This is a genomic window from Sphingomonas epibiotica, assembly GCF_039615155.1.
In the GTDB taxonomy this organism is placed as follows: Bacteria; Pseudomonadota; Alphaproteobacteria; order Sphingomonadales; family Sphingomonadaceae; genus Sphingomonas.
This window is the reverse complement of record NZ_JBDGHY010000003.1, coordinates 293427-319492: the sequence shown is the minus strand read 5'-3', so window position 1 is coordinate 319492 and position 26066 is coordinate 293427. Positions and strand designations below refer to the sequence as shown.

The following is a 26066-nucleotide window of genomic DNA, read 5'->3' as shown; positions in this document are numbered from 1 at the left end:
GAGCGGATCAAGAAACGGGAGAATTCTATGAGCGCAGCGCCTTTTCCGGCGGCGGCGATCGCAGGGGTGCGTGCGGCGGCGCGGGACTATCTGCGGATCACCGGCGATGCCGAGGATGCGGTGATCGATCGGCTGGCGGCGAGCGCGCTGGCGCTGGGCGAGGCCTATACCGGGACGGCAATCATCGAGCGGAGCCACGAGGCGATGATGGCGGCGGGCGGGGAGTGGCGGGCGCTACCGGTGGGGCCGGTCCGCACGATCGTCGCGGTCGCGCCGGTGGTGGCGATCGATATCGATGGCGACGGGACCGGATGGGTGCGGATGGCGGCGGCCAGTCCGGTGCACTTCACCGCCGGAATCGCGACGACATGGGACGCGGTGCCGGCGGCGGTGGCGCAGGGGGTCGTGCTGCTGGTCGCGCATCTGTTCGACCAGCGGACGGCGAGCGCCGCGCCACCGGCGGCGGTGGGGGCGCTGTGGCGACCGTGGCGGCGGATGCGGCTGATGGGGGCGCGGCGATGAGGGCGGCGCTGGAGAAGGGCGCTGCGGTGGCCGGGCGGCGGGCGGATGCGGTGCGGGCGCGGGTCGTGGCGGCGGCGGAGAATGTGCCGGGAGTGGCGGTCGCGGTTGAGGGCGACGCGGTCGTGCTGTCGGGCAGGGGCATGACGCGGCGGACGATCGTCGATCCGCGCTTACAGGATATCGCGGGGTGGGGGCGATGATCGCGGGGACGCTGTTGCAGGCGATGCTGGTCGCGCGGCTGCGGGAGGCGCTGAGCGGGGCGAGCGTGTTCGAGGCGCCGCCGGTCAGGAGCGCGCGGCCGTACGTCGTGGTCGACATGCCGGTGCTATCGGACTGGGGGACCAAGGATGCCGCCGGGCGTGAGGGGCGCGTGGTAGTGCAGCTGTTCGACGATGGCGAGGTGCCCGATCGGTTGCGGACGCTGGCGGCGGCGGCCGAAGCGGCGGTGCTGTCGGCGCCGGTCGCGCTTAGCGGATGGCGGATCGTCAGTCTGGTGTTCGTGCGCAGCCGGGTGGTGCGCGACGGCAAGGGTTGGGTCGGGTCGGTCGAGTTTCGGGTGCGGATGCTGGCGGGGTGAAGGGGCGCGCGATGCGGCATCAGTGCACCCCGGCGGAGGCCGGGGTCCAGTTGCGGCACGGTTCCGACGACACAGCAACGTCCCCCAACTGGGCCCCGGCCTTCGCCGGGGTACGCGTGGGGAAAGGGTAGCGCGTATCGCCCTGCATCGGCTTGGCGCGCTGGCGGCTGTCGGGGCTGTGGCGCGGACGGCGCGGGACCGCGGCGGCGATGGCAAGTCACGAGGCGGGCGAGGCGTTCGTGCTGCTCGACCCCGCCACGTTGCGGCGGATCGAGGAGCCGGTGCCGACGGTCGGGCGGACGCTGACGACGACGGCGGTGGGGATCGCCGCCGACGATGTCGCGACCGCGACGATCGTGCCGGCGGGGCCGGGGCTGGTGCCGCCGGCCCCGGTGCATCTGATTGCCGAGCTGCGGGGCGGGATGCTGGAGCTGCGCTGGATCCGCTGTGCGCGCGGCGTGGTAGCGTGGCGCGACGGGGCGGAGGTGCCGATCGGCGAGGAGCGCGAGGCGTATCGTGTGACGTTGGGCGACGGCCGGATCGTGGAGGTTGCCGAGCCGCTGCTGCGCACCGCCCCTCCGATCGCGCCGCTGTCCATAGCGGTCCGCCAAATCGGCACCAATGGAGCGTCGGCGCCCGCAACCCTGACCTATCGACCGGAGACGAAGTGATGACCGAACAGACCAGCCGCCTGTCGCTGCCGCTGCTGCACGCCTCGCAGGCGCAAAAGGAAATGACGCATAACGAGGCGCTGACCTTGATCGACCTGCTGTTGCATGGATGCGTCGCCGGCGTTGCGGAGGATGTGCCGCCGGCGACCGCGACGCCCGGTTCCTGCTGGATTGTCGGGCCTGCGCCGACCGGCGTCTGGGCGGGCAAGGCGCGGCACATCGCGGGCATGACCGAAGGCGGATGGCGATTCGCGGCCCCGCGCGAAGGCATGCGGCTATGGTGGTCCGGCAGCGAAACGACCCTGGAGTTCCGCGGGGGCGCGTGGCGCGTCGGCGAGTTGCGAGGGACCAGGTTGACCATCGACGGCGTGCAGGTGGTCGGCGCGCAACATATTGCGATTACTGCCCCCGAAGGCGGATCGGTCCGCGATGAAGAAGCGCGAAAGACGCTGGCGACGATGCTGACGGCATTGCGCGGGCATGGCCTGATCGCCAGCTGAATCCGTGACAATCGTGCAACACCGCGAATTTTGTGCGCTTGCGCGGAAACTATCGCTTCGATACTTGGTTTGCGCTGTCCGTAGGACAACTGTGAAAGGGGACTAGAATGCGGAAGCTTGCCGTCACTTTGGCGCTCGCGACCACTGCGCTCGCAACTCCCGCCCTCGCCCGCGACAACGCGTGGTATGTGGGTGTGGAAGGCGGCGCGATGATCGTCGAAGACATCGACTATGATCTGACCACGCCGGCTGGTGGCGTCACCACCGTCGACAGCAACTATGGCTATGACGTCGGTGGCACCGTCGGTTACGATTTCGGTGCGCTCCGCATCGAAACCGAAGTCGCGTACAAGAGCGCGACCGTCGACGAACTGCGCACGACCGGTTCGATCGCGACCGGCCCGACCACGGCGGTCGGTGCAGGCACCTATAGCGGCGGTGGCCGCACCTCGGCGCTGTCGTTCATGGCGAATGCCCTGCTCGACTTCGGTGACGACGACGCGATCAGCGGCTTCGTCGGCGGTGGTGCCGGTGTCGCTCGCGTCAAGGCGCACGACTATCGCGTGAACAACAACTTCGCGGCGCTCGACGATTCGGACACCGTGTTCGCATGGCAGGCTCTGGCGGGCATCCGCGCGCCGCTGAGCGAGAATGTCGACGTTTCGCTGAAGTATCGCTTCTTCAACGCCGATGACGTTCGCCTCGTGAACGTTCGTGGCGTCGGCTATGACGGTCGCTTCCGGTCGCACAGCCTGCTCGGCGGTCTGACCTTCAACTTCGGTGCGCCGACCCCGCCGCCGCCGCCGCCGCCGGCTCCGGTCGAAACGCCGCCGCCGCCGCCGGCACCGGTCGAAACGCCGCCGCCGCCGCAGGTCGTTTGCACGCCGGGACCGTACATCGTGTTCTTCGAATGGGATAAGTCGGACGTCACGCCGGAAGCGGCTGGCATTCTCGACAACGCCATCTCGAATTACCAGTCGTGCGGCAATGCCAACGTCATGCTGGCAGGCTTCACCGACCGTTCGGGTTCGGCCCAGTACAACGTCGGTCTGTCGCAGCGTCGCGCTGACGCGGTCCGTGCGTATATGGAAGGCCGTGGCGTCTCGGGCGGCGTGATCTCGACCGAAGCGTTCGGCGAAGCACGTCCGCGCGTCGAAACCGCCGATGGCGTCCGCGAACTGCAGAACCGTCGCGTGGAAATCACCTACGGTCCGGGTTCGGGCATGTAATTCAGCTTCTTTTCGAAGCAGAATTTCCGGAAGGGAGGTCGGGCAACCGGCCTCCCTTTTTCGTATGGGCGGACAGGGGCGGTAGGGTCATGGACCGTCGGCACGGGGGGCAGACATGAACGAGCGGGAGCGCGCCTGCGCGCCGATTGCGGTGCCGCGCGGATTGGTTGCCGACGTCGCGGGGTATCGATGGGCACGCGACCGGGTCGGCGAGTCCGGCGGGGTGATCCATCGTTTGCATGGCAAGTCGGGCGCGCCCAACCTGTTCCTAAAACACGGTGATGGTACGGTCGCCGGCGATATCGTCGACGAAATGGTGCGGTTGCGCTGGCTGACCGGCCGGATCGCGGTCCCGGTGCTGGTGCGGTGCGAGGTGAGCGCCAATACCGCGTGGCTGCTGACGACGGCGCTGCCGGGGCGAACGGCGTGGCAAATCCTTGATGCCGAGCCCGAGCGGGGCAACGAGGTTGTCGATGCGCTGGCTGATTTCTTGAAGTCGCTTCATGCTATTCCGGTCCGTCACTGTCCGTTCGACAGCGGGCATGAAGTTCGGCTTGCGGCAGCGCGGGTGCGGATCGACGCGGGACTGGTCGATGCCGACGATTTCGACGCTGCACGACTTGGGTGGAGCGCGGAACAGGTGTGGAATGCGATCCAGTGCTTGCTGCCGCGTATGCCCGATCCGGTGGTGACGCACGGCGACTTCTCGCTCGACAATCTGCTGATCGACGATGGTAGGGTCGTAGGTTGCATCGATCTGGGGCGCGTCGGGGTCGCCGATCGCTACCAGGATCTGGCGATCCTCGCCAACTGTCTCGACGAGTTCGACGGTCGGCTGACGCGGCGCATGTTCGAACGCTATGGCATCGCGCAGCCCGACCGGCGGAAGGTCGACTTCTACCTGATGCTAGACGAATTATTCTAGGGCCGGAGCATTCGATCGGCTGCCGGCGGATCGGATTTTACCCTATTGTATCCCGAGCGTAGCGGCCAGCCACTCGGGGCGAAGGGCATCGCCCAGATCGTCGACTTTGCGATGCTCGACTGCGAGGCCGAGGTCTTCGTACATCAGCCGGGTGCGCGGGCCGGGGATTGTCGTCGGCACGACGACCAGACGCCGGTTGACCGTCGAGCGATAGTTCATCCGCGCGGTATTTTCCTGGCCGACATAGCAGCCCTTGGTGAAGCTGACCCCGTTCAGTTCGCGGGCATTGCATTCGAGCCAGAGCGTTTGGCCGTCTCCCAGTTCGGCGCGCCCCTCAGTCACGCCGTGGCGGAGGCGGTGTTCGGTCCAGCCCTCCGCACGATCGCCGGGCGCTGCCAGCCAGCGTCGGCCGAGCGCAGCCAGCCGCGGATCGGGAACGCCGTGCTCGCCGGTCGGGGACCATTGGACGCCGAGGTCGCTGCGCTCGATCGTTACCGCGCGCCGCAAGCGATACAGGGTCAGTCGCCTGGCGAGCGCATCGGCGGCATCGGCCTCGCAATCGATGAGAATCGCGTCATCGTCCGCCCAGAGGATGAAATCGAACAGCGCCTTGCCCTGCGCACTCAGCAGCGCAGCCCATTGCGGGGTGGCGGGCGTGACCGCCGCCATGTCCTGCGTCACCAACCCCTGCAGAAAGGGGCGCGCTTCGTCGCCGCCGATGCGTAGGACGGCACGGTCGGCAAGCCAGGTTCCGGGGGTGGTAACGGTCATGTCCAACAGGTAGGACGGCCCACCCCCTGGCTACAAGAGGCGGCAATGGCGACCTTCGATACCAAGCTTACCGGTGGCACCGTCCACCTTCCCGGCGGCCCGGCGCGCGTCGATATCGGCATTACCGATGGCCGCATCGCCGGCATCGGCGTGTCCGGCGATGCCGGCGAGACGATCGACTGTACGGGCCTCGACATCCTGCCGGGCGTCATCGACACGCAGGTCCATTTCCGTGAGCCCGGGCTGGAGCATAAGGAGGACCTTGCCAGCGGATCGATCGCGGCGGTGATGGGCGGCGTGACCGCGGTGTTCGAGATGCCGAACACCAAGCCCGCGACCGATACCGAGGAAGCGATCGCCGACAAGCTCGCCCGTGCCAAGGGGCGGATGTATTGCGATCATGCCTTCTATGTCGGGGCGACGGCGCGCAACGCCCATCATCTCGACGAACTCGAGCGGTTGCCGGGCACGGCCGGCGTCAAAATCTTCATGGGATCGTCGACCGGCGACCTGCTGGTGTCGGAGGATGACGATCTCCTCCGCGTGCTGCGGTCGGGCCAGCGGCGCGTGGCGATCCATGCCGAGGACGAGACACGGATGATCGCGCGCGAAGGCGAGCGGGTGAGCGGCGATCCGTCGTCGCATCCGGTGTGGCGCGACGACGAAAGCGCTCTGATCGCGACGACGCGCATCCTGCGCCTCGCACGCGCGGCCGGGCGTCGGGTGCATGTGCTGCATGTGACGACGCCCGCCGAGCTGGAATTGCTGGGCGCGAACAAGGATATCGCGTCGTGCGAGGTGACGCCGCAGCATCTGACGCTTGCCGGCGAGGATGCTTACCCGCGGCTCGGCACCTATGCGCAGATGAACCCGCCGATCCGGTCGGGCGCGCATCGCGACGGGCTGTGGTATTGGCTGAACCAGGGCGTGCCCGACGTCATCGGATCGGACCATGCGCCGCATACGATCGAGGAAAAGGCGAAGCGCTATCCGGCGACGCCGAGCGGGATGCCGGGGGTGCAGACGTTGCTGCCGCTGCTGCTCAACCATGTTGCGGAAGGGCGGCTGACCTTGCCGCGGCTGATCGATCTGACCAGCGCCGGGGCGCAGCGCATCTTCGGGCTGGCGGGCAAGGGGCGGATCGCGTTCGGCTATGACGCCGACTTCACCGTGGTCGACCTGAAGCGGCGTTGGACGGTCGAGGAAAGCTGGCTGGCGTCGCGCGCCGGCTGGTCGCCCTTTACCGGCGATACGCTGACCGGGCGGCCGGTCGGGACGATCGTCCGCGGGCGGACGGCGATGTGGGAGGCCGAACTGGTCGGCGAGGCGCAGGGCGCGCCGGTTCGGTTCGAGTCTACTGCGTTTCGGCGGTGAGGCGGGTGGCGCCGCGGGCCAGGCCCGCGGCGTCGGTCGGCTTTCAGCCGCCGGCCGGGCTGGCGGGAGTCCGGCGGTTGCCGGCCCCGCTGCGCCTTAAAACGGCAACCATTTCTGCTTTTCGCTGAACCGCATGTACCCGACATTGGCACCCAGTCGCCAACCGACGCCGAGGCGGACCGGAATCAACACCACGTCGCCGCGCCGCAGATAGCTGGCCGAAAACCCACCGACGAAATAGGCGCGCCCCTCGGCCGCGGGAAAGCGTTTGTACAGCTCCTGCGAATCATAGAGGTTGTAGACCAGCACGAAGACCTTTGTCGCATCGCCGCCAACGTCGAAGCCGACCGACGGCCCGGTCCAGTAGACCGGGCGCTGCCCCTCGACCCGGTGGTTCAGGATGCCCGAGCCGTAGCGCAGGCCGACGACGAATGCGCCCGCGGCCTCGCGTCCGGCGATATAGGCGTTGGGCTTGCCCTGATCCTTCAGAATGTTTTCGATAATGCCGGCCAACCCTTCGGCACCGCGCCCGAACACGCCCTCGGCCGCACCGATCAGGTCGTCGCGTTCGAACGTGTCGTTGGCGGCGCTGGTCGCGGTGCTGTTGGGCGGGGTTTGATTGACCGGCGGCTGGGTCTGGGCAGGTGGTACGGGTTCCTGCTGATAGGCCGGCGGCACGTCGCTGCGCTGGGTCGGCTGTGGCGCCGGGGCAGGCGCCAGATCGCCGTCGATTGCGTCATTGGGGTCGACGGTGCGCACCTGCGCCTGGGCAGGGACCGCCAGCAACATGAGCGGCGCCATCCACCCGATCAACCGTTTCATTACGCTACTCCCCGCATGCATGCCCGTTCGCACACGATAGCGGCCAAGCGCCTGTCCCTGCAATGAACGCGCGTTCGATCGGCGCGCAATTACGTTCAACGTAGGGAGTTGATCGCCGCCACAACCCTCGCTATAGGCCCGCACTCCAAGGCGCGACGCGTCTGGGAGACGTGGGTGAGTGGCTGAAACCAGCGGTTTGCTAAACCGCCGTAGGGGGATTACTCCTACCGAGGGTTCGAATCCCTCCGTCTCCGCCAGTTTATGGCAAGTCCGGTTCCGGAAATGATCGAAAAGTAGCAGGCGATGGGGTGGCCTTCCTCGCCATCCTAGATGTGTCATCGATCGCTGGGACCAGACAAGGGCGGGATCGTATCGAAGGTCGTCCGGTCGAGTGATCCGGATTCGGCCGATCGCGTCCCTTTTTCGATTTCCAGAAACCGGTCGATCGTTCATCGCGATGGATCGATGGTCAGAGCATTCATGGCTGCAATGCTCCGATCAGGGCATCGCGCGCCAATGCCACGCGGGGGTGGCGCAACGAAGATTTGGCCCAGACGAGATAGAATGCGTTGGTCGGCACGCGGAGAGGTGCTGCGATTTCGACAAGGGTACAGGCCGTGCGTTCGGCGCTGGTGAGATAGCCGGGCAGAACCGTCCAACCCAGTCCTGCGCACAGGCCCGAGCGCAGGACGCGAAGATCCGGTGCGGTCAGGGCCGGGGGCCGGGCTACCTCGATCTGGTTCGCCTCCAGCCAGTTGCGCACCAGTGGCCGGTCAAGATCATAGGCCAGACAGGGTACCGTATTGAGCGCTTCACACAGCGGCATGCGCGCAATCCGTTCGGTTATGGCGGGTGCGGCCACGGCGCGCAGGTCTTCCGTGCCGATCTCTTGATAGGCAAGCCGCGCGTCTTCGGGCCGGGATGCGGTGATGCCAAGATGCACCTTGTCGTCGAGCAGCATGGCATAAAGCGCATCGCGCCCGCCGATATGCAGCCGAAGATCAAGCCCCGAGTCGAGCAGCGGCCCGAGCTTTGGCGTAATCATTTCGCCGAGCAGGTCGGATGGCGCGGCGATGTGAACCGTCCCCGAAATGCGAACCGACCGCGCGCGTGCCGATGCCAAGGCGGCTTCGGCCCGGTCGAGGCTGCCGCCGATCGAAGCGGCGAAGTCGTCGCCGATCGCCGTAGGACGGACGCCGCGCGAATGGCGGTCGAAAAGCGGATGGCCGAGTTGCACCTCGAGCGAGGCGATGTGCTGGGACGCCGCTGGCTGCGTGATGCCGAGCGCGCGCGCCGCGTCGCTCAGCGACCGACGGCGATAGACTTCGATGAACGTGCGCATCTGCTGAAGGGACATTGCAGTTCCATAAATCGATTTATGGGCGCTGGCCATTCTCGTTGGGTTTCTTGATGAGCGGTGCTGCTTATCTGTGTGATCATCGACGGGCAGACGGATGGACCGAGCCTGTCTTTTGACGGGGGGTGGTGCGAGCCATCGCTGCGACGGCATCGTCACTCGCCCGCTTCCGCGATCCGGCACGCAAAGGAGCCAAGCCGATGACACGCATTCTCATGATCGCCACTTCAGCCGACCGCATGACGCCCGGCGTCGAGCCGACCGGCGTCTGGCTCGAGGAACTGACCACGCCCTATTATGCCTTTCGCGACGGCGGCGCCGACGTGACCCTGGCCTCGATCAAGGGCGGCGCAATCCCGGTCGACCAGCGCAGTGTCAACGCCGACGGCGAGAATGACGCATCGGTCGAGCGCTATCTGAAGGATGAAGCGCTGAAGGCCGAAGTGGCCGATACGCCCGCTTTCACCAGCATCGATATTTCAGGTTACGACGCGGTGTTCCTGCCCGGCGGGCACGGCACGATGTTCGACTATCCCGGCAGCGATGAACTCGCGCGACTGGTTGAGCGGTTCGACCGCGAAGGCAAGATCGTGGCCGCCGTTTGCCACGGCCCCGCCGGACTCGTTTCCGCGAAAAAGCCCGATGGCACGCCGTTCGTGGCAGGGCGTAGGGTTGCCGCCTTCACCGACAGCGAAGAACGCGCCGTCGGCCTCGATCAGGCCGTGCCGTTCCTGCTTGAAACCCGCATGAAGGAGCTGGGCGCGCACCATGAAGGCGGACCCGATTTCCAGCCCTTCGCCCTGCGCGACGACAATCTAGTGACCGGACAGAACCCTGGTTCGGCCACGCGCACGGCGGAGCTGGTCATGGAAGCTCTCAAGGCAAAGGCCGCCTGATCATGCGCTATCTTCACACCATGCTGCGGGTTGCCGATCCGCAGGCGACCATTCGTTTCTTCGAACTGCTCGGGCTGAAGGAGACCCGGCGGATCGAAAACGAGCAAGGGCGATTCACCCTGATCTTCCTGGCGGCCGACGAGGATTATCGCGACGAGGGCAAGCCCGGTCAGGCCGAGGTCGAATTGACGTATAACTGGCCACCCGAAGATGGCGGCCCGGCCGAGACCTATACCGGCGGCCGCAACTTCGGCCACCTCGCCTACCGCGTCGAGGACATTTACGAGACCTGCTCCCGCCTGCACGCCGCCGGGGTGACGATCAATCGCCCGCCCCGCGACGGACACATGGCGTTCGTCCGCTCGCCAGACGGCATTTCGATCGAACTACTCCAGCAGGGCGAACACAAGGCGCCCGCCGAACCATGGGCATCGATGCCCAACGTAGGAGAATGGTAATGGCCAAGCTTTTCGAACCACTGGACGTGGGCGGGATGTCGCTCCGCAACCGTATCGTAATCGCGCCCATGTGCCAGTATTCGGCCGAAGATGGTGCGATGACCGACTGGCATCTGATCCATCTCGGCCAACTGGCCATGTCGGGCGCGGCCGCTCTGACGATCGAGGCGACGGCAGTCACGCCCGAGGGGCGCATCACCTATGGCGATGTCGGACTATGGGACGATGCCACCGAAGCGGCGATGCAACGCGTCGTCGATGGCGTGCGCCGTTGGTCCGACATGCCGCTGATGATCCAGCTGGCCCATGCCGGACGCAAGGCTAGTACGGCAAAGCCCTGGCACGGTGGGGCGCAGATCGCGCCCGATGCCGAGCATGGCTGGCAGACGCTCGCCCCTAGCGCGCTGCCGTTCGAACCCGACGAGCATTCACCGCTCGCGCTCGATTGCGATGGCCTTGCCCGTATCCGCGACGCCTTTGCCGATGCGGCACGGCGCGCCGCCCGGATCGGTCTGGACGCGATCCAGATTCACGCCGCGCACGGCTATCTCCTCCACGAATTCCTCTCGCCCCTCTCCAACACGCGCGACGATGCATATGGCGGTGACCTTGCCAACCGGATGCGCTTCCCGCTCGAAGTGTTCGATGCCGTGCGTGCCGCCTTTCCGGCCGACAAGCCGGTGACGGTTCGCGTCTCGGGCACGGACTGGGTCGAAGGCGGCTGGACGGCAGAGGAAACCGCGACCTTCGCGACAGAACTCGAAGCCCGCGGATGTGCCGCGATTCACGTGTCCAGCGGGGGGCTCGACCCTCGCCAGGCAATCCCGGTCGGCCCCTCCTACCAGGTGCCGCTTGCGAAGGTGGTTAAGCAGGCCGTGGCGATGCCAGTCATCGCGGTCGGTCTTATCACTGACCCGCATCAGGCCGAGGCCATTCTGCAGGGTGGCGACGCAGACGCGATCGCGATTGCGCGCGGCGTGCTGTGGGACCCGCGCTGGCCTTGGCATGCGGCTGCGGTTCTCGGTGCATCGGTGGACGCGCCTCCGCAATATCTACGGTCCGAACCGCACGAGGCCGGGCGCGTCCTCAAGGAAATGAATCTGGCCGGGTCCGCATCGCGCCGATGATCGCTCGCTGCCAACCGCCCCTTGCTCCGTTTGGCGAAAGGGGCGGTTGGCAGCGAAGCGGTGAGTCTCCGCCCAATTCAATCTTCCAGCATCTGCTACCGATCTTTCGGAAGGTCTGCGCCAATAGCGCGACGGACGATGCCGCAGTGCTGCAACCTCGTAAGTCTCCTGAGGGAACGTACGGGTGCTCGGCACCGTCCGGATAGCGGCATAGCGTTCCTGCGGAATAGTAGCGCAGGAGAGGCGCATGGACGCGATTGCACCGGGCAAGAGTTCCCAGACATGCTCGCCGACGATCGGATCGCAACCGCTCTTCGTCGAGGCGCTGTTCGTCCGTCTGAACGCGAAACAGGGCAAGGGCGACGCGGTCGAGACCTTTCTGCGCGCCGGACTGGATGCGGTGCGGGAGGAACCTGGCACCACCAGTTGGTACGCCGTGCGCTTCGGCGAGCACGACTTCGCGATCTTCGACACATTTCCCGATGATGCAGCCCGCGGCGCCCATCTCGGCGGCAAGGTCGGGCAAGCTCTCGTCGCGCGCTCCCCCGAATTGTTCGACGGTGCGCCGCGCATCGAGACCGCCCGGATCCTCGCGTACAAATTGCCGGGCGACAGCGGGCCGGTCGGTGATTGATGCCGCCCCCCTCAGCAAGCGTCGCCGGGACCGCCCGCCCCGCCGGATGCGGCTGTTGTGTGCGCCGCTCGCCCGTGCCGAACGCGATGGCCGCAAAGCGCGGCCGCGCCTTCGCATCCAGCGGACCGGTGCGATGGCGCTAGCGGCGACGACAGGTTCCGATCTCGACACACTATTGAACGGAGAAACGAGATGGCTTCCCATTCCCTCGACGGCCTGACGGTCGCGATCCTCGTGACCGACGGGTTCGAACAGGTCGAGATGACCGAGCCGCGCAACGCACTGGACGAGGCCGGCGCCTACACGCGGATCGTCTCTCCGCAAGAGGGGGAGGTAAGGGGGTGGAACTTTACGGACTGGGGTGACAGCTTCCACGTCGATGTCGCACTTCGTCGGGCCCGGCCCGAGGAATTCGACGCGTTGCTGCTGCCGGGCGGCGTCATCAATCCCGACCAGCTTCGTGCGCTGCCCGAAGCCGTCGCCTTTGCGAGCGCCTTCTTCGACGCCGGCAAACCGGTGGCATCGATTTGTCATGGACCATGGACGATTATCGAGACGGGTGCGGCGCGCGGACGGCGCCTGACCTCCTGGCCGTCGCTCCGGAGCGATCTCCAGAATGCCGGTGCGGACTGGGTCGACGAAGAGGTCGTAGTCGATCGGGGCCTGGTCACCAGCCGCAAGCCCGACGACATCCCGGCGTTCAATCGCGAAATGATCGCACTGTTCGCCGACACGGGCAGCCCGTCGCGATGAGCGGCACCGGCAGTGGTGAAGCGCGCGCGGCGAGCCCGGTCGAACGACGTCCGTTCGGTCCGACCGGGCGGCCGGTCGCAGCGATCGGTCAGGGAAGCTGGTGCATCGACGACGCGGACCGGCCCCCCCCCGCCGTCGCCGCGCTGCGGCATAGTCTCGACCTCGGTATGAACTATATCGACACTGCCGAGCAGTAGGGCGACGCGATGCCGTTTTCGTCGTGTCCGGGGTCGTGCCAGGCATGGCCTCGCATGCCGGCACCGCTACGCTGCAACGGACGCAGACCGAACGCGCGCGGATCGGCGCGGCCTTCCCGCTCGGCCGGCGGCCATCGCGGCTTCCCACGCTGTCGAAGCCGGTGACCGATAAGGGTCAGTCGCGCAGGATCCGCAGGGCGTCTTCCGCGATACCGGCAATGGGCGATGGGACGCTATCTATTCCAGCCGTCGTTTTCGCCCGGGCGATCGTTCGTGCAATGGCCTGCGAGAGGGCTACGCGATCGAACGGCTTGTGCAGGAAGGCGAAGCGCTCCGCCTCCTGCGCCTTCAGTTCGGCAAACCCGCTGACGAGCAGAACTGGAAGTCCGGGCACCATATCGGTTGCGGCAACGGCCAGTTGGACGCCGGTCATGTTCGGCATAAGCTGATCGGTGACGAGAATGTCGACCCGCGGCATCTGCCGCAACCGGTGCAACGCCTCGCCGCCGCCGGGTGCGGTGACGACATGATGCCCTAGTTCCTCCAGCATCGCCGCCGTGTTGTGGAGGACGAGTTCATCGTCATCGACCGCGAGGATCGACAAGGGCGGCAGTTCGGTGAGCGCATCGTGCGAAGCATCCGTTGCGACGGCCCGGTCGACCATGGCGACGGGCAGCCACAACTGGATTGCGGTGCCAATGCCGGGCGTGCTGTCGATGTTCAAATGGCCGCCCGATTGCGCCGCAAGTCCCTGAACCATGCTGAGGCCCAGACCAGTGCCTTTCCCGATGCCCTTGGTCGTGAAAAAGGGTTCGCTTGCCCGGGCGAGCGTAGGCCCGTCCATGCCGATGCCGGTGTCCCGTATCTCTAGCCGGACGAAGCCCTTGCCGTCCTCGCCCTGTCCCGGCGGGGCGTCGTCGAGGGCGGCAGCGATCGTCAGCATCCCCCCCTCCGGCATCGCGTCGCGCCCATTCACCGCCATGTTCAGGATGGCGAGTTCCAGCTGGTGCGCATCGACACTTTCGCACGGCAGACTGGCGGGGAACCGGGTCTGGATCTGAATGCGCGGGCCGAGCGTGCGCTCCAGCATTTCCGAAAGCCCGCCTACCAACTCCGCCACGTCCACGCTCTCCGGTCGCAGATCCTGACGCCGGGCGAACGCCAGCAGGCGTTGCGTTAGAGACGCGCCGCGTTCCGCGCCCTGACGCGCATTCGCCACCAGGCGCTGCGCGCGCGATCCTTCCTCGACCTGTCGGCTCAGCAGGTCGAGATTGCCGAGAATGATGGCAAGCAGGTTGTTGAAGTCCTGGGCGATCCCGCCGGTCAGATGACCGATCGCCTCGATCTTCTGCGCTTGTCGCAGCGCTTGCTCCGCCCGTTTGCGCTCGGTCACGTCCGTCAATCCGCCGAGCACGTGCTGGAATTTGCCCTCGGCATCGAATTCGAGGCGGGCCGAGGCCACGACGTCGCGGACGTCACCGGTCCTGGTCTGAATCCGGTACTCGCGGTCGATCAGGGCGCCATTGCGCATCAGCGCGACACGATCCCGTTTGCGGGCCTGCCGCGCCGATTCTTCCGTGAGGAAATCGACAAGGGGCCGCCCGATGACCTCTTCGCGGTCATAGCCCGTCAACTGCAGCCACGTATCGCTGACATGCTCGATGCGTCCCGCCGCATCGAGCGAATGTAGCGGAAGCGGCGTGCCGCGGTAGAGGGCGCGCAGCCGCCCCTCGCTTCGTTTCAACGCCCGTGCCTCGCGTGCTGCCATCTCGGCGAACCGCCGATCGAACATCGCCGCGACAAGTGCGAGGAACAGGATCAGCAGCGCCGCGGCCGATACGGTCAGGGCGAGCGTCGTCTGCGACAGCCCGCTATGGCCGGCCGACAGGTCGGTGTCGCTCGATACGGCAAACGACGCCGCGCGCATGCCGCTGAAATGCATTCCCGCGATCGCGACGCCCATCACCGCGGCAGCGCCCGATCGCTGCCGTATGTCGTTGTTCCTGCTCGCGAGGAACAAGGCGGTCGTCGCCGTGCCGACCGCAAACAATACCGACACCGCCACCCAGCGCGGGTCGTAGCGCAGCGTGGCGGGCATGCGCATCGCCGCCATGCCGATATAGTGCATGGCTACCACGCCCAGTCCCATGATCGGACCCGCCGCGGCGAGCGTTCCGATCGCCGCGCCCGATCGGTTCATGACGGCAAAACTGATGCCGGTTCCGACGATCGGCACGACCAGCGACAGTAATGTCAGCGCCAAATCGTAGCTGACGGCCATTCCGGGCATGCCATAGGCCAGCATGGCGACGAAGTGCATCGCCCAGATTCCGCCGCCCATGGCGATCGCCGCCGTCACCAGCCAGATATGTCGCGCCTGTCCGGTGGATGCGCGCACCCGGCCAGCCAGATCCAGCGCCGTATAGCTCGCGACGGTGGCGATCAGCACCGACATCGCCACCAATATCCAGTCGTGGGTTCCGACCATCACTTCCGCTCATCCAATCCCTTGCCGCCGATAGGCCGGACGGCGTGTACCGCTATCGCTGTTCAACGACGGCCTGTCACCGCGGTGTCATCCGTCCACGATCATGGCGCCACGGCGCCGACCTGTTCATGGCGACCCTGCCTACGCATCGACGATAGCGGCATGTGCCTCGCGTAGTTCGTCGAGCCAGGAGGAATGCAGGGCGCAGCGTCGGGCAATTTCTTCCCCAGCCGCGACGGGCAGCAGCTTATTGAACATCACGCCGCAGCGACCGGCCTGGCTCCAGCGGACATGCCCTCCGATCGGCAGCATGCCGTCGATATGGATCATCACCCCAGTGTCGACCGGAAGCGACAATCCCGTTGCAAGCTGGGCGCCACCGGACCCGATATTCTCGATCGTTACCCTTCGTTCAAGGCCCGGCGCACTGACGGCGGCTACCAGATGGATTTTCGCACGACCGGGACGGACGCGCTTGCCAGGATCGAACAACGCCGACGTATCGTCGAGGACTTCTTCGGCCAACGCACTGTTGAACACCATGCCGCATTCGCGACCGGCAATCCAGCGGACCGAGCCGGTGAACGGCGCGAGCGCCCCGGCACACACCAGAAGATGCGCACCCTTGAACAATTGCGGTGGCGAATCAAACACCAACGTCAGGCCCGTCGTGGAGATGTTGCGGATCTGGCCGCGATGGGTACGACCGCCCGTGATCACGCTGGCAGAGAGCGCCGCCTGCTTGCGGGGCGCGGCGCGCCGTTCGACCGGCGCAGGGATCGGGGGTTGCGGACGAAAACGCGCCGGTAAGATCGCATCGATCACCGACCGGGCCAGGCCTGCGGCGTCCATCACATCACGCTCCTGATTGATTATGCTGCCCGACACGACGGAAGGCGCGGTTCGGTGACCGGCCGGGCATGGGGCCGACGCGCCGTTCGTGGCTTTCGCGACAGCTTGCTCGCGACGTCGCCGGCCGGTATCGGCTTGCTGAACAGAAAGCCCTGCGCCACGGTACACCCAAGCGCGCGCAGCTGCGCGGCCTGTTGCGGGGTCTCGACCCCTTCGGCGATCGCTTCGAGGCCGAGTTCGGCGGCCAGTGCGAGCAGCGCCCGGACGATCGCCTGGTTGGCGCCGTTGTCGAGTTCGCGCACGAACAGCTGATCGATCTTGATCGTGTCGACCGGAAAACTTGGCAGGTGCGCAAGCGCAGCATAGCCGGTGCCGAAATCGTCGAAGGCGATGCGCACACCCGCGTCCGACAGCGTGCGGACACTGGCAAGAACCGCCGCCGAGCGCTGGTCGAGCAGCACGTTCTCGAGGATTTCGAGCTCCAGCATCGCCGGCGCAATGCCATGTTGCGCCAACGCGGCCAAAAGACGGCTGGCGTAATTGGGATCGCCGATCTCGGTCGCGGAGACGTTGATGGCGACGCGTCCGAACTGCAGCCCGGCGTCGAGCCAGCCGCGCATGTCCCGCAACACCTGCGTCAGCATGCTGTGACCGATCGCCTGTGCGATCTCGGCCTCGTCGAAGGCGGCGGCGATGGCGTGCGGCATGATCGCGGAACAGCCGGGTTCCAAGATGCGGAGCAGGGCCTCCAGCCCGAGAATGGTACCATGCTGCAGATCGACCTTCGGCTGGTAGAACGGGACGACCTGCCCGGCGGCCAGCGCGTGGCGGGCACGATCGATCTCAAGCCGCCGCTGTGCACGCGTGGCGAGCATTTCCTGTTCGAACAGCGCGAAGATGCCGCGACCCCGCGATTTCGCTTCGTACAGGGCCGCATCGGCGTAGCGGACGACGTCGTCCGCGCGGGGCGAATGGAACGGCCACCGCGCCCCGCCGATGGTGATCCGGCATTCGAGGGCCCGCCCTTCGTAGATGAAGGGCGGGCGCATCGCCGCCAGCAGCCGCTCCGCCAATTGCGACAGCGTTGCGTCGTCGGCCACCCGGTCGAGTACGATCGCGAACTCGTCGCCGCCGAGGCGGATGACGATGTCCTCTAGGCGCAGCGCCATGGTCAGGCGGCGTGCGATCTCCTTCAGCAACTCGTCGCCTGCCTGATGGCCGAACGAATCGTTGATCTGCTTGAAATGATCGACGTCGATCGCGAGCAGTCCGAACGGACCCGCATCCTTTCCCACCCGGCCGTTCAGCGTCCGGCGAAGCATCGCACGGTTGCCGACGCCGGTCAGATGATCGTGCGTCGCCGCCCAGCTGAGCTGGCCCACAACGGCGTTGAGTTCGCGGACGGCGCCGTCGCGCTCGGCCAGTGCGCGGCGCAGCTGCAATTGCAGGCTCGCCTGAGCGGCCAGCATCTCGAGCGCCTGGCGCTGTTCGGGTTTCAACCCTTCGTCACGGGCCTTCGTATCGATGACGCAGAGTGCGCCGACAGGTTCGTGGTCGATGACCAGCGGCATGCCGGCATAGAAACGGATATGGTCCGTTCCGGTGACGAGCGGATTGTCGCGAAACCGGTCGTCGGCCGTGGCATCTCCGATCGACAGGAACCGGTTGGCACGGACCGTATGAGCGCAGAAGGAGCGATTCGCCGGCATCGCTTCCCGACCGACCCCTACCGCGCCCTTGATCCATTGCATGTCTCCGGCGATCAAGGTGACAGCCGCTGTCGGCGTCCCGCAGATCGTGGCAGCAAGGCTGGCAAAATGATCGAACTCAGGCTCGCCACCAAGATCGTGCGAGAAGTGCACCGGAAGGTGTCCGGCCTGACAGTCGCTTCCCCCCGACCGATTGCCTGCCTGAGTCATACGTTCCTCCGCTAACCCTTTGCGTCCTCTGCCGGAATGTGGCGGGAACGGACAAGATGCGGAAACTACTGGGAATTGCGGCAGGGAAAAATTAACCGTCCGCCCCGGCGGCGGCAGCGCCCGTCGATGCCCTATCGGGGGTGGGGCAACGAAAACTCCCGGAACAGCCGCAGCAACCGCGCCGCGTCCCCCCCGGCTGCTCCCGTCGCCGGGCCTTCTACGGAAACGATCGTCTTCTCGACATAGGTCGCGAGACCACGATAGGCGATCCGCCATCCGCCGAACCTGCGGCATTCGGGACGATCGTCGAGGACGGTGTGGAGCGAGCGGTGACGGCTATCCCGTTCGATCGCCGTGCGCAGAGATTCCACCGCCGCTGGCGGCCCTTCGATATATTGCGCGAAGTGCTGCACGGCGAAGATCAGCGCGCCCGTGACTTCCAGTTCCGCGTTACGGCGCAGGGATAGCGTCGCGATCGGCTCGATAACGGCGTTTGCATCCGATGTGGGGAAGGTGGCCCGGCTGACGTACATCCAACTCGCAAGCATTTTCGTCGATCTCGCGCCCTTTAACGACGGCATCATATTCAAGGAAGAACCGGAGCGCGAGGCCGGTTCGGTCCCACAGCATATTGTCGTCACGCTCCAGGATTCGGTCGCGTCCCGACCGGCCGATCGCAGGATCCTATTCCAGCAGCCCTGCGGCTAGGGCCAATCTGATCGCTTCTGGCAGAGTCCTCACGCCCAGCCGCTCCAACATCTGCGCGCGGTGCATCTCGACGGTGCGAATGCTCAGATCGAGTGCGTGCGCGACCAGCTTGTTCGGCTTGCCCAGCGCCAGCAGGATCAGCACCTCGCGTTCCCGCTCGGTCAGCTTCTCGGTCCGTCGCGACGCCGCGATCCGCTGCTCAATGTCGGCCAGATGTCCGTCGAGATCGTCCCAGAGCCGGGCGACGATGCCGAGCAGCTCATGGTCTTCATACGGCTTTTCGACGAAGTCACGGACGCCGTGCCGGATCGCCTGCACGGCGGTGGCGAGATCGCCATGTCCCGTAATCATTACGATCGGGAACAGCGCACCGAGCGACGCGGGCAGACCGTCCAGCAGCGCGAACCCGTCCATCTCGGGCATCCGCACGTCGAGCAGGAGCACGCCGGGCAGAAGCGCCGGAGCCTCACGCAGGAAATCCGACGCCGATGTGAACGCGCGCGGCTCATATCCGGCGCTTTTGACCAGAAACGCGGTGGAACGTCGGATCGACGCGTCATCATCGACGATGTACACCGACCTCATCATTTTTCCCGACCGCCCCCCGTCGACCTATCGCAAATGCGCCTGCCTGTCCCGGACAATGCGTACGTTGACGGACATTTCTGTGGAACGACAGGAGGTTCGCTGCTCTACCCGGAAGTCGGTTCCGTGGAGAATGCCCCTTGATCGACCAGTTCGTGCGCGATCTCCTCTCCGTCGTCGACGATCCCGTGCTGGTGGTGGGGCCCGATGCGACGTTCGCCCATCTCAATGCGTCGGCGATGCGCGCATTCGGCGCGCTCGGGTTGCCGGGGCGCAGGCTGGACGATGCGGCCCTCGGCGAGGAGGGGGAGGCGATCCGTCATGTTTGCGAACGGTTGCGCAACGTTGAGCGTGGCCAGCGGTTCGAAACCAGCATTCCGCTTCTGGACAACTGGTACGAGGTACGCGCCGTTTCGATGGGCGAACATTTCGTGCTGCTCCTGCGCGACATCACGAGCCGGCGACGCGACGGCCAAACCGGTGAGGAGCCGGCCGCCGGCACGTTGCTCAAGACCATCATCGACAGCGCGGCGGACCTGATATTCGTGAAGGACATGGCAGGCCGCTTCATTCAGGTGAACCGTGCCCTGAACGACGTATCCCCCGATCTGCTCGGGCGGACGGTGCATGACGTCTATGCCCCCGATCTTGCCGATGGCTATGAAGTGGCGGACCGCATCGTCATCGAGCGTGGCAAGCCCTGCACGATCGAGGAGATCATCCCGGTTCGCGGCGAGCACAGAGTGTTCCAGACGATCAAGGTTCCCTGGATCGTCGCGGGCGAGATGCGCGGCGTGATCGGCATCTCCCGCGACATGACCGAACGGCACAGGGCCGAGGCGCGAATTCGCGAGAGCGAAGAACGGTATCGCCTTGCCGCGCGCGCGACCAACGAGGCGATCTGGGACTGGGATCTGCTTCACGACGAAGTTACCTGGAACGAGGCGATCGAGCAGCTTTCGGGCGAGAAGCCGGACCATAGCATCGAATGGTGGAAATCCCGGATCGCCCCGACGGAACGCGAGCGCGTGCTCGGCAGCATCGAGCGGTTCATCAACGAAGAGATCAGCACGTGGCAGTGCGAATACGGCTTTCGCCACGCCGATGGCAGTTACCATTCGGTATTCGATCGCGGCTTTCTGGTACGCGACGAACAGGGCGTTCCGGTGCGGGTCATCGGAGCTATGTCCGACCTGAGCGAGCGGATGAAGGCGCAGAAGCGGGTGATGCAGCTTCAAAGCGAACTGATCCATGTCTCGCGGGTGAGCGCGATGGGCACGATCGCTTCGGCGCTGGCCCATGAAATCAACCAGCCACTCGCCAGCGTCGGCAACTTCATCGCCGGCGCGCGGCGGTTGATGCTTCGCGAGCAGCCCGAGGCGCTGACGGAGGCGCGCGAGGCGCTCGAACTGGCGGCGGCGGAGGTGGCACGCAGCGGTGAGATCGTCCGCCGGATCCGTCGCATGGTCGCGCATGGCGAGACGCAGGTCCAGCCGGTGCCGCTTCGCGAACTGATCGACGACGCGCTGGCCCTGGCGCTGCCCAATCCCGCCCTGTCGGGGGTGACGGTCCGCCTGGGGCGGCGGGAAGGGATTGCGCGGGGCGACGCGGTGCAGTTGCAGCAGGTGCTCGTGAACCTCATCCGGAACGCGGTGGAGGCCATGGAGAACAGCGATGAGCGGATCCTGTCCCTGTCGACCATGCGCAGCGACGCCAGGGTCCGTATCGATGTGGCGGATACGGGGTGCGGCATTCCGCCCGACCGGGTCCAGACGGTGTTCAGGGCCTTCGGCAGCAGCAAGGTCGATGGCCTCGGCGTCGGCCTGACCATCTGCCGGACGATCATCGAGGCGCATGGCGGCCAGATCTGGGTCGAGCGTACCGGTGACAGAGGAACGCGCGTCGCACTGCGATTACGGGCATTTCCGGATGACGAGGTCGCATGACGACACCCTCCCATCGGCTTGTTGCTAGCGGTCGCCATGGCGCCTGCCGCCGGATCGCCCGGCGAATCACAAGCCAGACGTGGCCGGCACGGCTATTCTGATTTCGAAGCGTTTCGACGCCGGCGCATGTTCAATTAGCACGCCGTCGGCCGAGGCGACCAGCCGCCTGACCAGCGACAAGCCCATGCCCGCCTTCTTCGCGTTGTCCGCCGCGGGAAAGGGCATGCCGTCGTCTTCGACGAGGATGGCCGCGTGCCGATCCCCATGGCGACGGATCGATATCCGGATATGACCCGCCGCCCCGTCGAGGAAAGCATGTTTTATCGCGTTCGTTGCCAGTTCGTTCACGACCAGCGCGAGGGCGGCTACATGGTGTGGACTGAGCCCCTGCACGTCATATGCAGTGTGCAGCGAGATTAGGATCGAACGCGGTTCGGTCTGGCTGACCAGCGCCTCACATACCTGTTCGAGCGCACGCCGCAGGCTGGTCGGGCGACGTTCGTTCAGGTCGGCCCGCGCATGGGCCAGGATGGCGACCCGGGCCATGGCGTCCGCCAGCGCATCGCGCGCTTCCGCATTCGGAGCACGCCGACTCAGCAGCGACAACAGGCTGACGACGAGCTGCATATCGTTACTGGATCGATGATAGGTCTCGCGTAGCAACAGGTCGTCGCTGGCCGCGGAAAGATCGAAGCCCGTCGAATGAGACGCGTGCCTGTGGATCATCAGGATCAACCTCCGTGTCTGTCGGGCCTTCCGAAAAACCGATGCGGAAGCATGGCCGGATGTTCAGGAACGGCTGGCGTCCACGCGCGACATCGGTGTTGCCCTCGACCCGGTAGGTGCATCTTTCCCGATGGCCGGCCGTGGCGGCATCCGGAGAATTCCTAAGGATGCTTCCGCGTCTTTCCGCTGGCGCCGGAGGGAGCGATACCGGCGGCGAGTGCGATCTGACCCAGTTCGGTGAGGCTGCCGGCGCCCAATTTGCTCATGACCTGGGATCGATGCAGCTCGACGGTGCGCGGGCTGATGCCCAGTTGCTGCGCGATGATCTTGTTGGTGCCGCCATCGACCAGCCCGATCAGCACGTCGCGCTCCCGCGGCGTCAGTCGGGCGATATGGGCACTGGCTTCCTCGTTACGCGTCGCGGGCCGTACCGACGCATAGCATTCCGCAAGGATCAAACCCAGCTTGTCGCGTAGCGCGGCATCGTCGCCCAGCAGGAGGAAGTCGATCGCCCCGGCCTTCATCGCGGCGACGGCGGCGTCGGTTCCGGCAGTGGCATCGTCCAGTGCGATGGTCGGCAACGTGATGGACCGTGCCTTCAGCTCGCGCGGGATCGACAGGCCGGCATCCCGTTCCCAGCGAAGGTCGACAAGGACGCAACCCGCCGCCAGGACCGGTGCGATGTCGAGAAAGGCGGAGGCGCTGTCGAAGATACGGGCATGCGAGCCACCCATGCGGACCAGACCCGCCAGACGGCGCGCCTCGGCCTCGCGTGTGCTGACGATATAGACCTGCCGGCTATCCTCCTGGGTCAGGTCCTCGACGATGCCGCCGATGCGGGTCACCGCGCCCTGATCGTCGCGGATCGGAAAGCTCGTATCCCGCAACCACCGGATGCCGTCGTCGTGTGGGCGCATGATGCGATATTCGAACTGCGTGACCTCCCCGGCCTTCACGCTTTCCAACGCGCGCAGCACGCCGGCACGGTCATCGGGATGGACGCCCGTAATCCAGGTGTCGAGGTTGTCCGGTGCCTCCTCGCGCGGCATGCCCCATATCTGTGCGAAGGCGGCGCTGCGATAGACGATCGCACCCGATGCCGATTCGCCGATCCAGAGCAGGTTGCTGCTGTTGTCGGCAAAGCTGCGGAACTGCGCTTCGCTCGCCCGCACGGCCGCTTCGTTGTGGCGTCGCTCGGACACATCGATGGCGGCACCGATGAATTCGACGGCGCGACCGTCCCGGAATTCCGTCCGGCCGGACGTTGCGATATGGCGGGTGACGCCGTCGCGCCTCCCGATCACGCGATACTCGATCTTGTAGCGGCCATCGCCCGCCGGATCGACGCAGGCGGCGATCGCCTCGCGAACGCGGGGCAGGTCATCCGGATGGATACCCGCCTCATATACCGACGTATCGACCGGATCGTCCGGTGCCAACCCCCACATGCGGCGCAGTTGATCGTCCCAGTCGAGCGCGCCCGTCACCGGATTCCATGCATAGACACCGATGCCGACCAGTTCGGTCGCCGCCCGCAACCGCGCCTCGCTGCGCTTCAACGCCTCCTCGAACGACCGGCGCTCACTGGTATCCCGCGACACACCGACAACGAGTTCGACCGACCCGTCATCGGCACGTATCGGTCCCCAGCGATAGTCGAAATAGGCGGCGTGTCCGGTCGGGCTTTCGAAGAACACTTCGTCCTTCACGGTCACCGCGTCTCGGAAGATGCGATCGATGTCGGCGTTCAAATGCCGTGCCAGATCCGGCGGATAGTCTAGGTCCTGGAACGTCCGCCCGACCATTTCCTCTGCCGTCAGTCCGAACAGGTCGCGCATGGAGGGATTGACATAGACGAACCGGCGCCCGGCATCGAATGCGTAGACATAGTCCGGGATCGACGACAGCGTCGCCTCCAGAAACCGCGATTGATTGGCATATCGCGCGGCGGCCGCTTCGATCTGCTCGCCCGCCCGCTTGAGATCGTTGATATCCTGCACGACGACGATCGCTTCATGGCTGTCGGCGGCTTCGCGGCGAAACGGCACCGCGCTGACGCGCAACCAGCGCTCCACCCCGTCGCTGCCTTCGTGGAGAAAGTCGATGCCGGGCATCACGCGTTCGCCGCGCAGCGCGCGCGCACCGGGATAGTCGTGCGGGGCGATCAACCGGCCCCCGGTGTCATACGCCCGCCATCGCCGCATCTGTTCGGGCTGGCGCGAAGGCAGTCGGTTCAAGCGCGTATAGTCGCGCAGAACCTGATTGGAGTGGGTTAGATTGCCGTCGCGGTCAAAGACGCCGACGCCGAGGGGCAGGTTCTGGAGGACCGACGCCAGCAACAGCCGTTCGTCCCGCAACGCCCGCTCCGCGCGGTCACGGGCGGAGGCTTCCAAATCATCGACGGCATCTGATTGTATTTCCGACACTTAACAACCCTCCTGCGGGCAGGGTGCCGGCTTCTCCCCAATTTCCGATAGTCTGGTAAAGTTCCCTGGGGATTACCCCTATGGAACGCAGCCGAACCACCGGTTTATGCTGACCGCACGCATTCCGGGACGCCGGCATGACGGTCGCGCCAGCCTCTTCCAAGGCACGGTTTCGCCAAACGGCGAAAATGTCTAGGAAAAATGGTGCTGCCGGTGAGGATTGAACTCACGACCTCAGCCTTACCAAGGATGCGCTCTACCACTGAGCTACGGCAGCACTCCGAGCCGGGGGGAACCCCCGGCGGCGGGAGGGGCCTATGTGCAGGCATTGGTCGGAAAGTCAAGCGACTGTTGTCGGATTGGTCGCGAAAAGCGTAGAAAGCGCGGATGAACGACGAAGAACGCAAGGCGCGACTGGCGCAGGCGCTCCGCCAGAACCTGCGGCGGCGCAAAGGGCAGGCGCGCGAACTGGCCGATTCGCCGTCGCTGCCCGAAGCGGACACGCCGACACCACGGTAAACCGCCGCAGATGGCCGCGTTGACACCGTTGACACGGATCGGCACCCTCGTCGCAAGAACAGGGAGAGGTGCCATGCGTCGCTGGTGGGTGTTGCTGATCGCGTTGCTGATCGGCCAGGCGGCATGGGCGGCGCCCGGTGCGCCTGCCGGATCACCGGTCGCGGCGCATGGCCGGCTGGCGGTCAAAGGCAACCGCGTCATCGATGCGCGGGGCAGGCCCTATGCGGTGCACGGCATGTCGCTGTTCTGGAGCCAGTGGCAGCCGCGTTATTATGACGCGACGACGATCGACTGGCTGGTGCGGGATTGGCGGGTCAGCGCGGTGCGGGCCGCGATCGGGGCGCAGTCGGGCGGCTATGACAAGCAACCCGTACTCGAAACCAGGCGAGCGGAGACCGTCATCGACGCGGCGATCGCGCGGGGCATCTATGTCGTGGTCGACTGGCATGCGCATCAGCCGCGCGCCGACGATGCGATCGCCTTCTTCACCCATATCGCTCGCAAATATCGCGGTGTGCCGAACCTGATCTACGAGACGTATAACGAGCCGTTGCCCGAACATGGCTGGGCTACGGTGCTCAAACCCTATCACACCCGCGTGATCGGCGCGATCCGGGCGATCGATCCGAACGCGTTCGTGGTGGCCGGTACGCGGAGCTGGTCGCAGGATGTCGACGAGGCTGCGGCCGATCCGCTGCCGTTCGCCAACGTCGCCTATACGCTGCATTTCTATGCCGCGACCCACAAGGCGGAACTGCGCGCCAAGGCCGATCTGGCGCTACGGCGGGGCATTGCGCTGTTCGTCACCGAATATGGCACGACCGCCGCCAATGGTGATGCGCCGATCGACGCTGCCGAGACACGGACATGGTGGGACTGGTGCGCCAAGAACGGGGTCAGCTATCTCAACTGGTCGGTCGCCAACAAGGATGAGGCATCGGCGATTCTGAAGCCGACGACACGGGCGTTGGCGGGCTGGCGGGAAAGCGACCTGACAGAATCGGGGCGGCTGGTGCGGGAGCATCTGCGCAGACGTCGCTGAGCGCGGCTTTCGCCCCGGTGCCAGGCATGGCATGGACGGCGA

The 26066-nt window shown here is 66.0% G+C and carries 27 protein-coding genes and 2 tRNA genes; 18 read left to right on the top strand and 11 right to left on the bottom strand.

The window, feature by feature from the left end:
- The first annotated feature begins 27 nt into the window (after nucleotides 1–27).
- The 7 genes from AAIO73_RS07895 (at nucleotide 28) to AAIO73_RS07865 (ending at nucleotide 4424) form a co-directional block, all read left to right on the top strand.
- A complete protein-coding gene (locus AAIO73_RS07895; protein WP_345877173.1) occupies nucleotides 28–522 on the top strand; it encodes a head-tail connector protein in 495 nt (164 codons plus the stop codon).
- Nucleotides 519–722, top strand: coding sequence for a hypothetical protein (locus AAIO73_RS07890; RefSeq protein ID WP_345877172.1), 204 nt, complete (start codon nucleotides 519–521; stop codon nucleotides 720–722). Before AAIO73_RS07895 ends, AAIO73_RS07890 begins: the two co-directional genes overlap by 4 nt.
- Nucleotides 719–1099 carry a DUF3168 domain-containing protein gene (gp17, locus tag AAIO73_RS07885; protein WP_345877368.1) on the top strand — a complete coding sequence of 127 codons (381 nt, stop codon included), beginning with the start codon at nucleotides 719–721 and terminating at the stop codon, nucleotides 1097–1099. Before AAIO73_RS07890 ends, gp17 begins: the two co-directional genes overlap by 4 nt.
- Nucleotides 1100–1251: 152 nt before the next feature.
- Complete coding sequence (locus tag AAIO73_RS07880; RefSeq protein WP_345877171.1) at nucleotides 1252–1770, top strand: GTA baseplate fiber-binding domain-containing protein; 519 nt, start codon at nucleotides 1252–1254, stop codon at nucleotides 1768–1770.
- Complete coding sequence (locus AAIO73_RS07875) at nucleotides 1770–2270, top strand: DUF2793 domain-containing protein (RefSeq protein ID WP_345877170.1); 501 nt, start codon at nucleotides 1770–1772, stop codon at nucleotides 2268–2270. The genes AAIO73_RS07880 and AAIO73_RS07875 overlap by 1 nt, the downstream gene beginning before the upstream one ends.
- Nucleotides 2271–2377: 107 nt before the next feature.
- Nucleotides 2378–3499 carry an OmpA family protein gene (locus AAIO73_RS07870; protein WP_345877169.1) on the top strand — a complete coding sequence of 374 codons (1122 nt, stop codon included), beginning with the start codon at nucleotides 2378–2380 and terminating at the stop codon, nucleotides 3497–3499.
- Nucleotides 3500–3614: 115 nt separating this feature from the next.
- Entirely contained in the window at nucleotides 3615–4424 is an 810-nt protein-coding gene (locus tag AAIO73_RS07865; protein WP_345877168.1) for an APH(3')-I family aminoglycoside O-phosphotransferase, read from the top strand.
- Nucleotides 4425–4466: 42 nt separating this feature from the next.
- Here AAIO73_RS07865 and ygfZ read toward each other — a convergent pair whose 3' ends face one another.
- Nucleotides 4467–5195: a CAF17-like 4Fe-4S cluster assembly/insertion protein YgfZ gene (ygfZ, locus tag AAIO73_RS07860; protein ID WP_345877167.1), complete on the bottom strand. Its 729-nt coding sequence runs from the start codon at nucleotides 5193–5195 to the stop codon at nucleotides 4467–4469.
- Nucleotides 5196–5240: 45 nt separating this feature from the next.
- Here ygfZ and AAIO73_RS07855 point away from each other — a divergent pair, with 45 nt between their 5' ends.
- Complete coding sequence (locus AAIO73_RS07855; protein WP_345877166.1) at nucleotides 5241–6569, top strand: dihydroorotase; 1329 nt, start codon at nucleotides 5241–5243, stop codon at nucleotides 6567–6569.
- A 96-nt stretch (nucleotides 6570–6665) separates the two neighbouring features.
- Here AAIO73_RS07855 and AAIO73_RS07850 read toward each other — a convergent pair whose 3' ends face one another.
- Nucleotides 6666–7391, bottom strand: a complete 726-nt coding sequence (locus tag AAIO73_RS07850; protein WP_345877165.1) for a DUF1134 domain-containing protein — start codon at nucleotides 7389–7391, stop codon at nucleotides 6666–6668.
- A 164-nt stretch (nucleotides 7392–7555) separates the two neighbouring features.
- Here AAIO73_RS07850 and AAIO73_RS07845 point away from each other — a divergent pair.
- Nucleotides 7556–7648 (top strand) — tRNA-Ser (locus tag AAIO73_RS07845).
- Nucleotides 7649–7869: 221 nt separating this feature from the next.
- On the opposite strand, the gene AAIO73_RS07840 is transcribed toward AAIO73_RS07845, so the two are convergent.
- Nucleotides 7870–8901 carry a LysR family transcriptional regulator gene (locus tag AAIO73_RS07840; RefSeq protein ID WP_345877367.1) on the bottom strand — a complete coding sequence of 344 codons (1032 nt, stop codon included), beginning with the start codon at nucleotides 8899–8901 and terminating at the stop codon, nucleotides 7870–7872.
- Between the two features lie 86 nt (nucleotides 8902–8987).
- On the opposite strand from AAIO73_RS07840, the gene AAIO73_RS07835 reads away from it, so the two are divergent.
- The 6 genes from AAIO73_RS07835 (at nucleotide 8988) to AAIO73_RS07810 (ending at nucleotide 12813) form a co-directional block, all read left to right on the top strand.
- Nucleotides 8988–9644 (top strand): type 1 glutamine amidotransferase domain-containing protein, encoded by a 657-nt coding sequence (locus tag AAIO73_RS07835; RefSeq protein ID WP_345877164.1) that lies wholly within the window; start codon nucleotides 8988–8990, stop codon nucleotides 9642–9644.
- A 2-nt stretch (nucleotides 9645–9646) separates the two neighbouring features.
- The gene (locus AAIO73_RS07830; RefSeq protein ID WP_345877163.1) at nucleotides 9647–10102 is read left to right on the top strand and encodes a VOC family protein; all 456 of its coding nucleotides are present in this window, start codon (nucleotides 9647–9649) and stop codon (nucleotides 10100–10102) included.
- Nucleotides 10096–11229, top strand: coding sequence for an NADH:flavin oxidoreductase/NADH oxidase (locus AAIO73_RS07825; RefSeq protein ID WP_345877162.1), 1134 nt, complete (start codon nucleotides 10096–10098; stop codon nucleotides 11227–11229). Before AAIO73_RS07830 ends, AAIO73_RS07825 begins: the two co-directional genes overlap by 7 nt.
- Nucleotides 11230–11476: 247 nt before the next feature.
- Nucleotides 11477–11863: a putative quinol monooxygenase gene (locus tag AAIO73_RS07820; RefSeq protein WP_345877161.1), complete on the top strand. Its 387-nt coding sequence runs from the start codon at nucleotides 11477–11479 to the stop codon at nucleotides 11861–11863.
- A gap of 192 nt (nucleotides 11864–12055) precedes the next feature.
- Nucleotides 12056–12616 (top strand): type 1 glutamine amidotransferase domain-containing protein, encoded by a 561-nt coding sequence (locus tag AAIO73_RS07815; RefSeq protein ID WP_345877160.1) that lies wholly within the window; start codon nucleotides 12056–12058, stop codon nucleotides 12614–12616.
- Nucleotides 12613–12813 carry a hypothetical protein gene (locus tag AAIO73_RS07810; protein WP_345877159.1) on the top strand — a complete coding sequence of 67 codons (201 nt, stop codon included), beginning with the start codon at nucleotides 12613–12615 and terminating at the stop codon, nucleotides 12811–12813. The genes AAIO73_RS07815 and AAIO73_RS07810 overlap by 4 nt, the downstream gene beginning before the upstream one ends.
- Nucleotides 12814–12988: 175 nt before the next feature.
- Here AAIO73_RS07810 and AAIO73_RS07805 read toward each other — a convergent pair whose 3' ends face one another.
- The 5 genes from AAIO73_RS07805 to AAIO73_RS07785 form a co-directional block, all read right to left on the bottom strand.
- The gene (locus tag AAIO73_RS07805; RefSeq protein WP_345877365.1) at nucleotides 12989–15301 is read right to left on the bottom strand and encodes an MHYT domain-containing protein; all 2313 of its coding nucleotides are present in this window, start codon (nucleotides 15299–15301) and stop codon (nucleotides 12989–12991) included.
- A 141-nt stretch (nucleotides 15302–15442) separates the two neighbouring features.
- Nucleotides 15443–16153 carry a PilZ domain-containing protein gene (locus AAIO73_RS07800; RefSeq protein WP_345877364.1) on the bottom strand — a complete coding sequence of 237 codons (711 nt, stop codon included), beginning with the start codon at nucleotides 16151–16153 and terminating at the stop codon, nucleotides 15443–15445.
- Between the two features lie 20 nt (nucleotides 16154–16173).
- Nucleotides 16174–18072, bottom strand: coding sequence for a putative bifunctional diguanylate cyclase/phosphodiesterase (locus tag AAIO73_RS07795; RefSeq protein ID WP_345877158.1), 1899 nt, complete (start codon nucleotides 18070–18072; stop codon nucleotides 16174–16176).
- Between the two features lie 131 nt (nucleotides 18073–18203).
- Complete coding sequence (locus AAIO73_RS07790) at nucleotides 18204–18656, bottom strand: BLUF domain-containing protein (protein WP_345877362.1); 453 nt, start codon at nucleotides 18654–18656, stop codon at nucleotides 18204–18206.
- 100 nt (nucleotides 18657–18756) lie between these two features.
- Nucleotides 18757–19368 carry a response regulator transcription factor gene (locus AAIO73_RS07785; protein WP_345877157.1) on the bottom strand — a complete coding sequence of 204 codons (612 nt, stop codon included), beginning with the start codon at nucleotides 19366–19368 and terminating at the stop codon, nucleotides 18757–18759.
- A 137-nt stretch (nucleotides 19369–19505) separates the two neighbouring features.
- On the opposite strand from AAIO73_RS07785, the gene AAIO73_RS07780 reads away from it, so the two are divergent.
- Complete coding sequence (locus AAIO73_RS07780; protein ID WP_345877156.1) at nucleotides 19506–21311, top strand: PAS domain S-box protein; 1806 nt, start codon at nucleotides 19506–19508, stop codon at nucleotides 21309–21311.
- Nucleotides 21312–21377: 66 nt separating this feature from the next.
- Here the strand turns inward: AAIO73_RS07780 and AAIO73_RS07775 are convergent, their stop codons facing one another.
- From AAIO73_RS07775 to AAIO73_RS07765, 3 genes are all read right to left on the bottom strand, one after another.
- Nucleotides 21378–22037: an ATP-binding protein gene (locus tag AAIO73_RS07775; RefSeq protein ID WP_345877360.1), complete on the bottom strand. Its 660-nt coding sequence runs from the start codon at nucleotides 22035–22037 to the stop codon at nucleotides 21378–21380.
- A 161-nt stretch (nucleotides 22038–22198) separates the two neighbouring features.
- Nucleotides 22199–24463 carry a PAS domain S-box protein gene (locus AAIO73_RS07770; protein WP_345877155.1) on the bottom strand — a complete coding sequence of 755 codons (2265 nt, stop codon included), beginning with the start codon at nucleotides 24461–24463 and terminating at the stop codon, nucleotides 22199–22201.
- Nucleotides 24464–24665: 202 nt separating this feature from the next.
- Nucleotides 24666–24740 (bottom strand) — tRNA-Thr (locus AAIO73_RS07765).
- 110 nt (nucleotides 24741–24850) lie between these two features.
- On the opposite strand from AAIO73_RS07765, the gene AAIO73_RS07760 reads away from it, so the two are divergent.
- Nucleotides 24851–24982 (top strand): hypothetical protein, encoded by a 132-nt coding sequence (locus AAIO73_RS07760; RefSeq protein WP_345877154.1) that lies wholly within the window; start codon nucleotides 24851–24853, stop codon nucleotides 24980–24982.
- Between the two features lie 73 nt (nucleotides 24983–25055).
- Nucleotides 25056–26024 carry a glycoside hydrolase family 5 protein gene (locus AAIO73_RS07755; protein WP_345877153.1) on the top strand — a complete coding sequence of 323 codons (969 nt, stop codon included), beginning with the start codon at nucleotides 25056–25058 and terminating at the stop codon, nucleotides 26022–26024.
- Nucleotides 26025–26066: the final 42 nt, after the last annotated feature.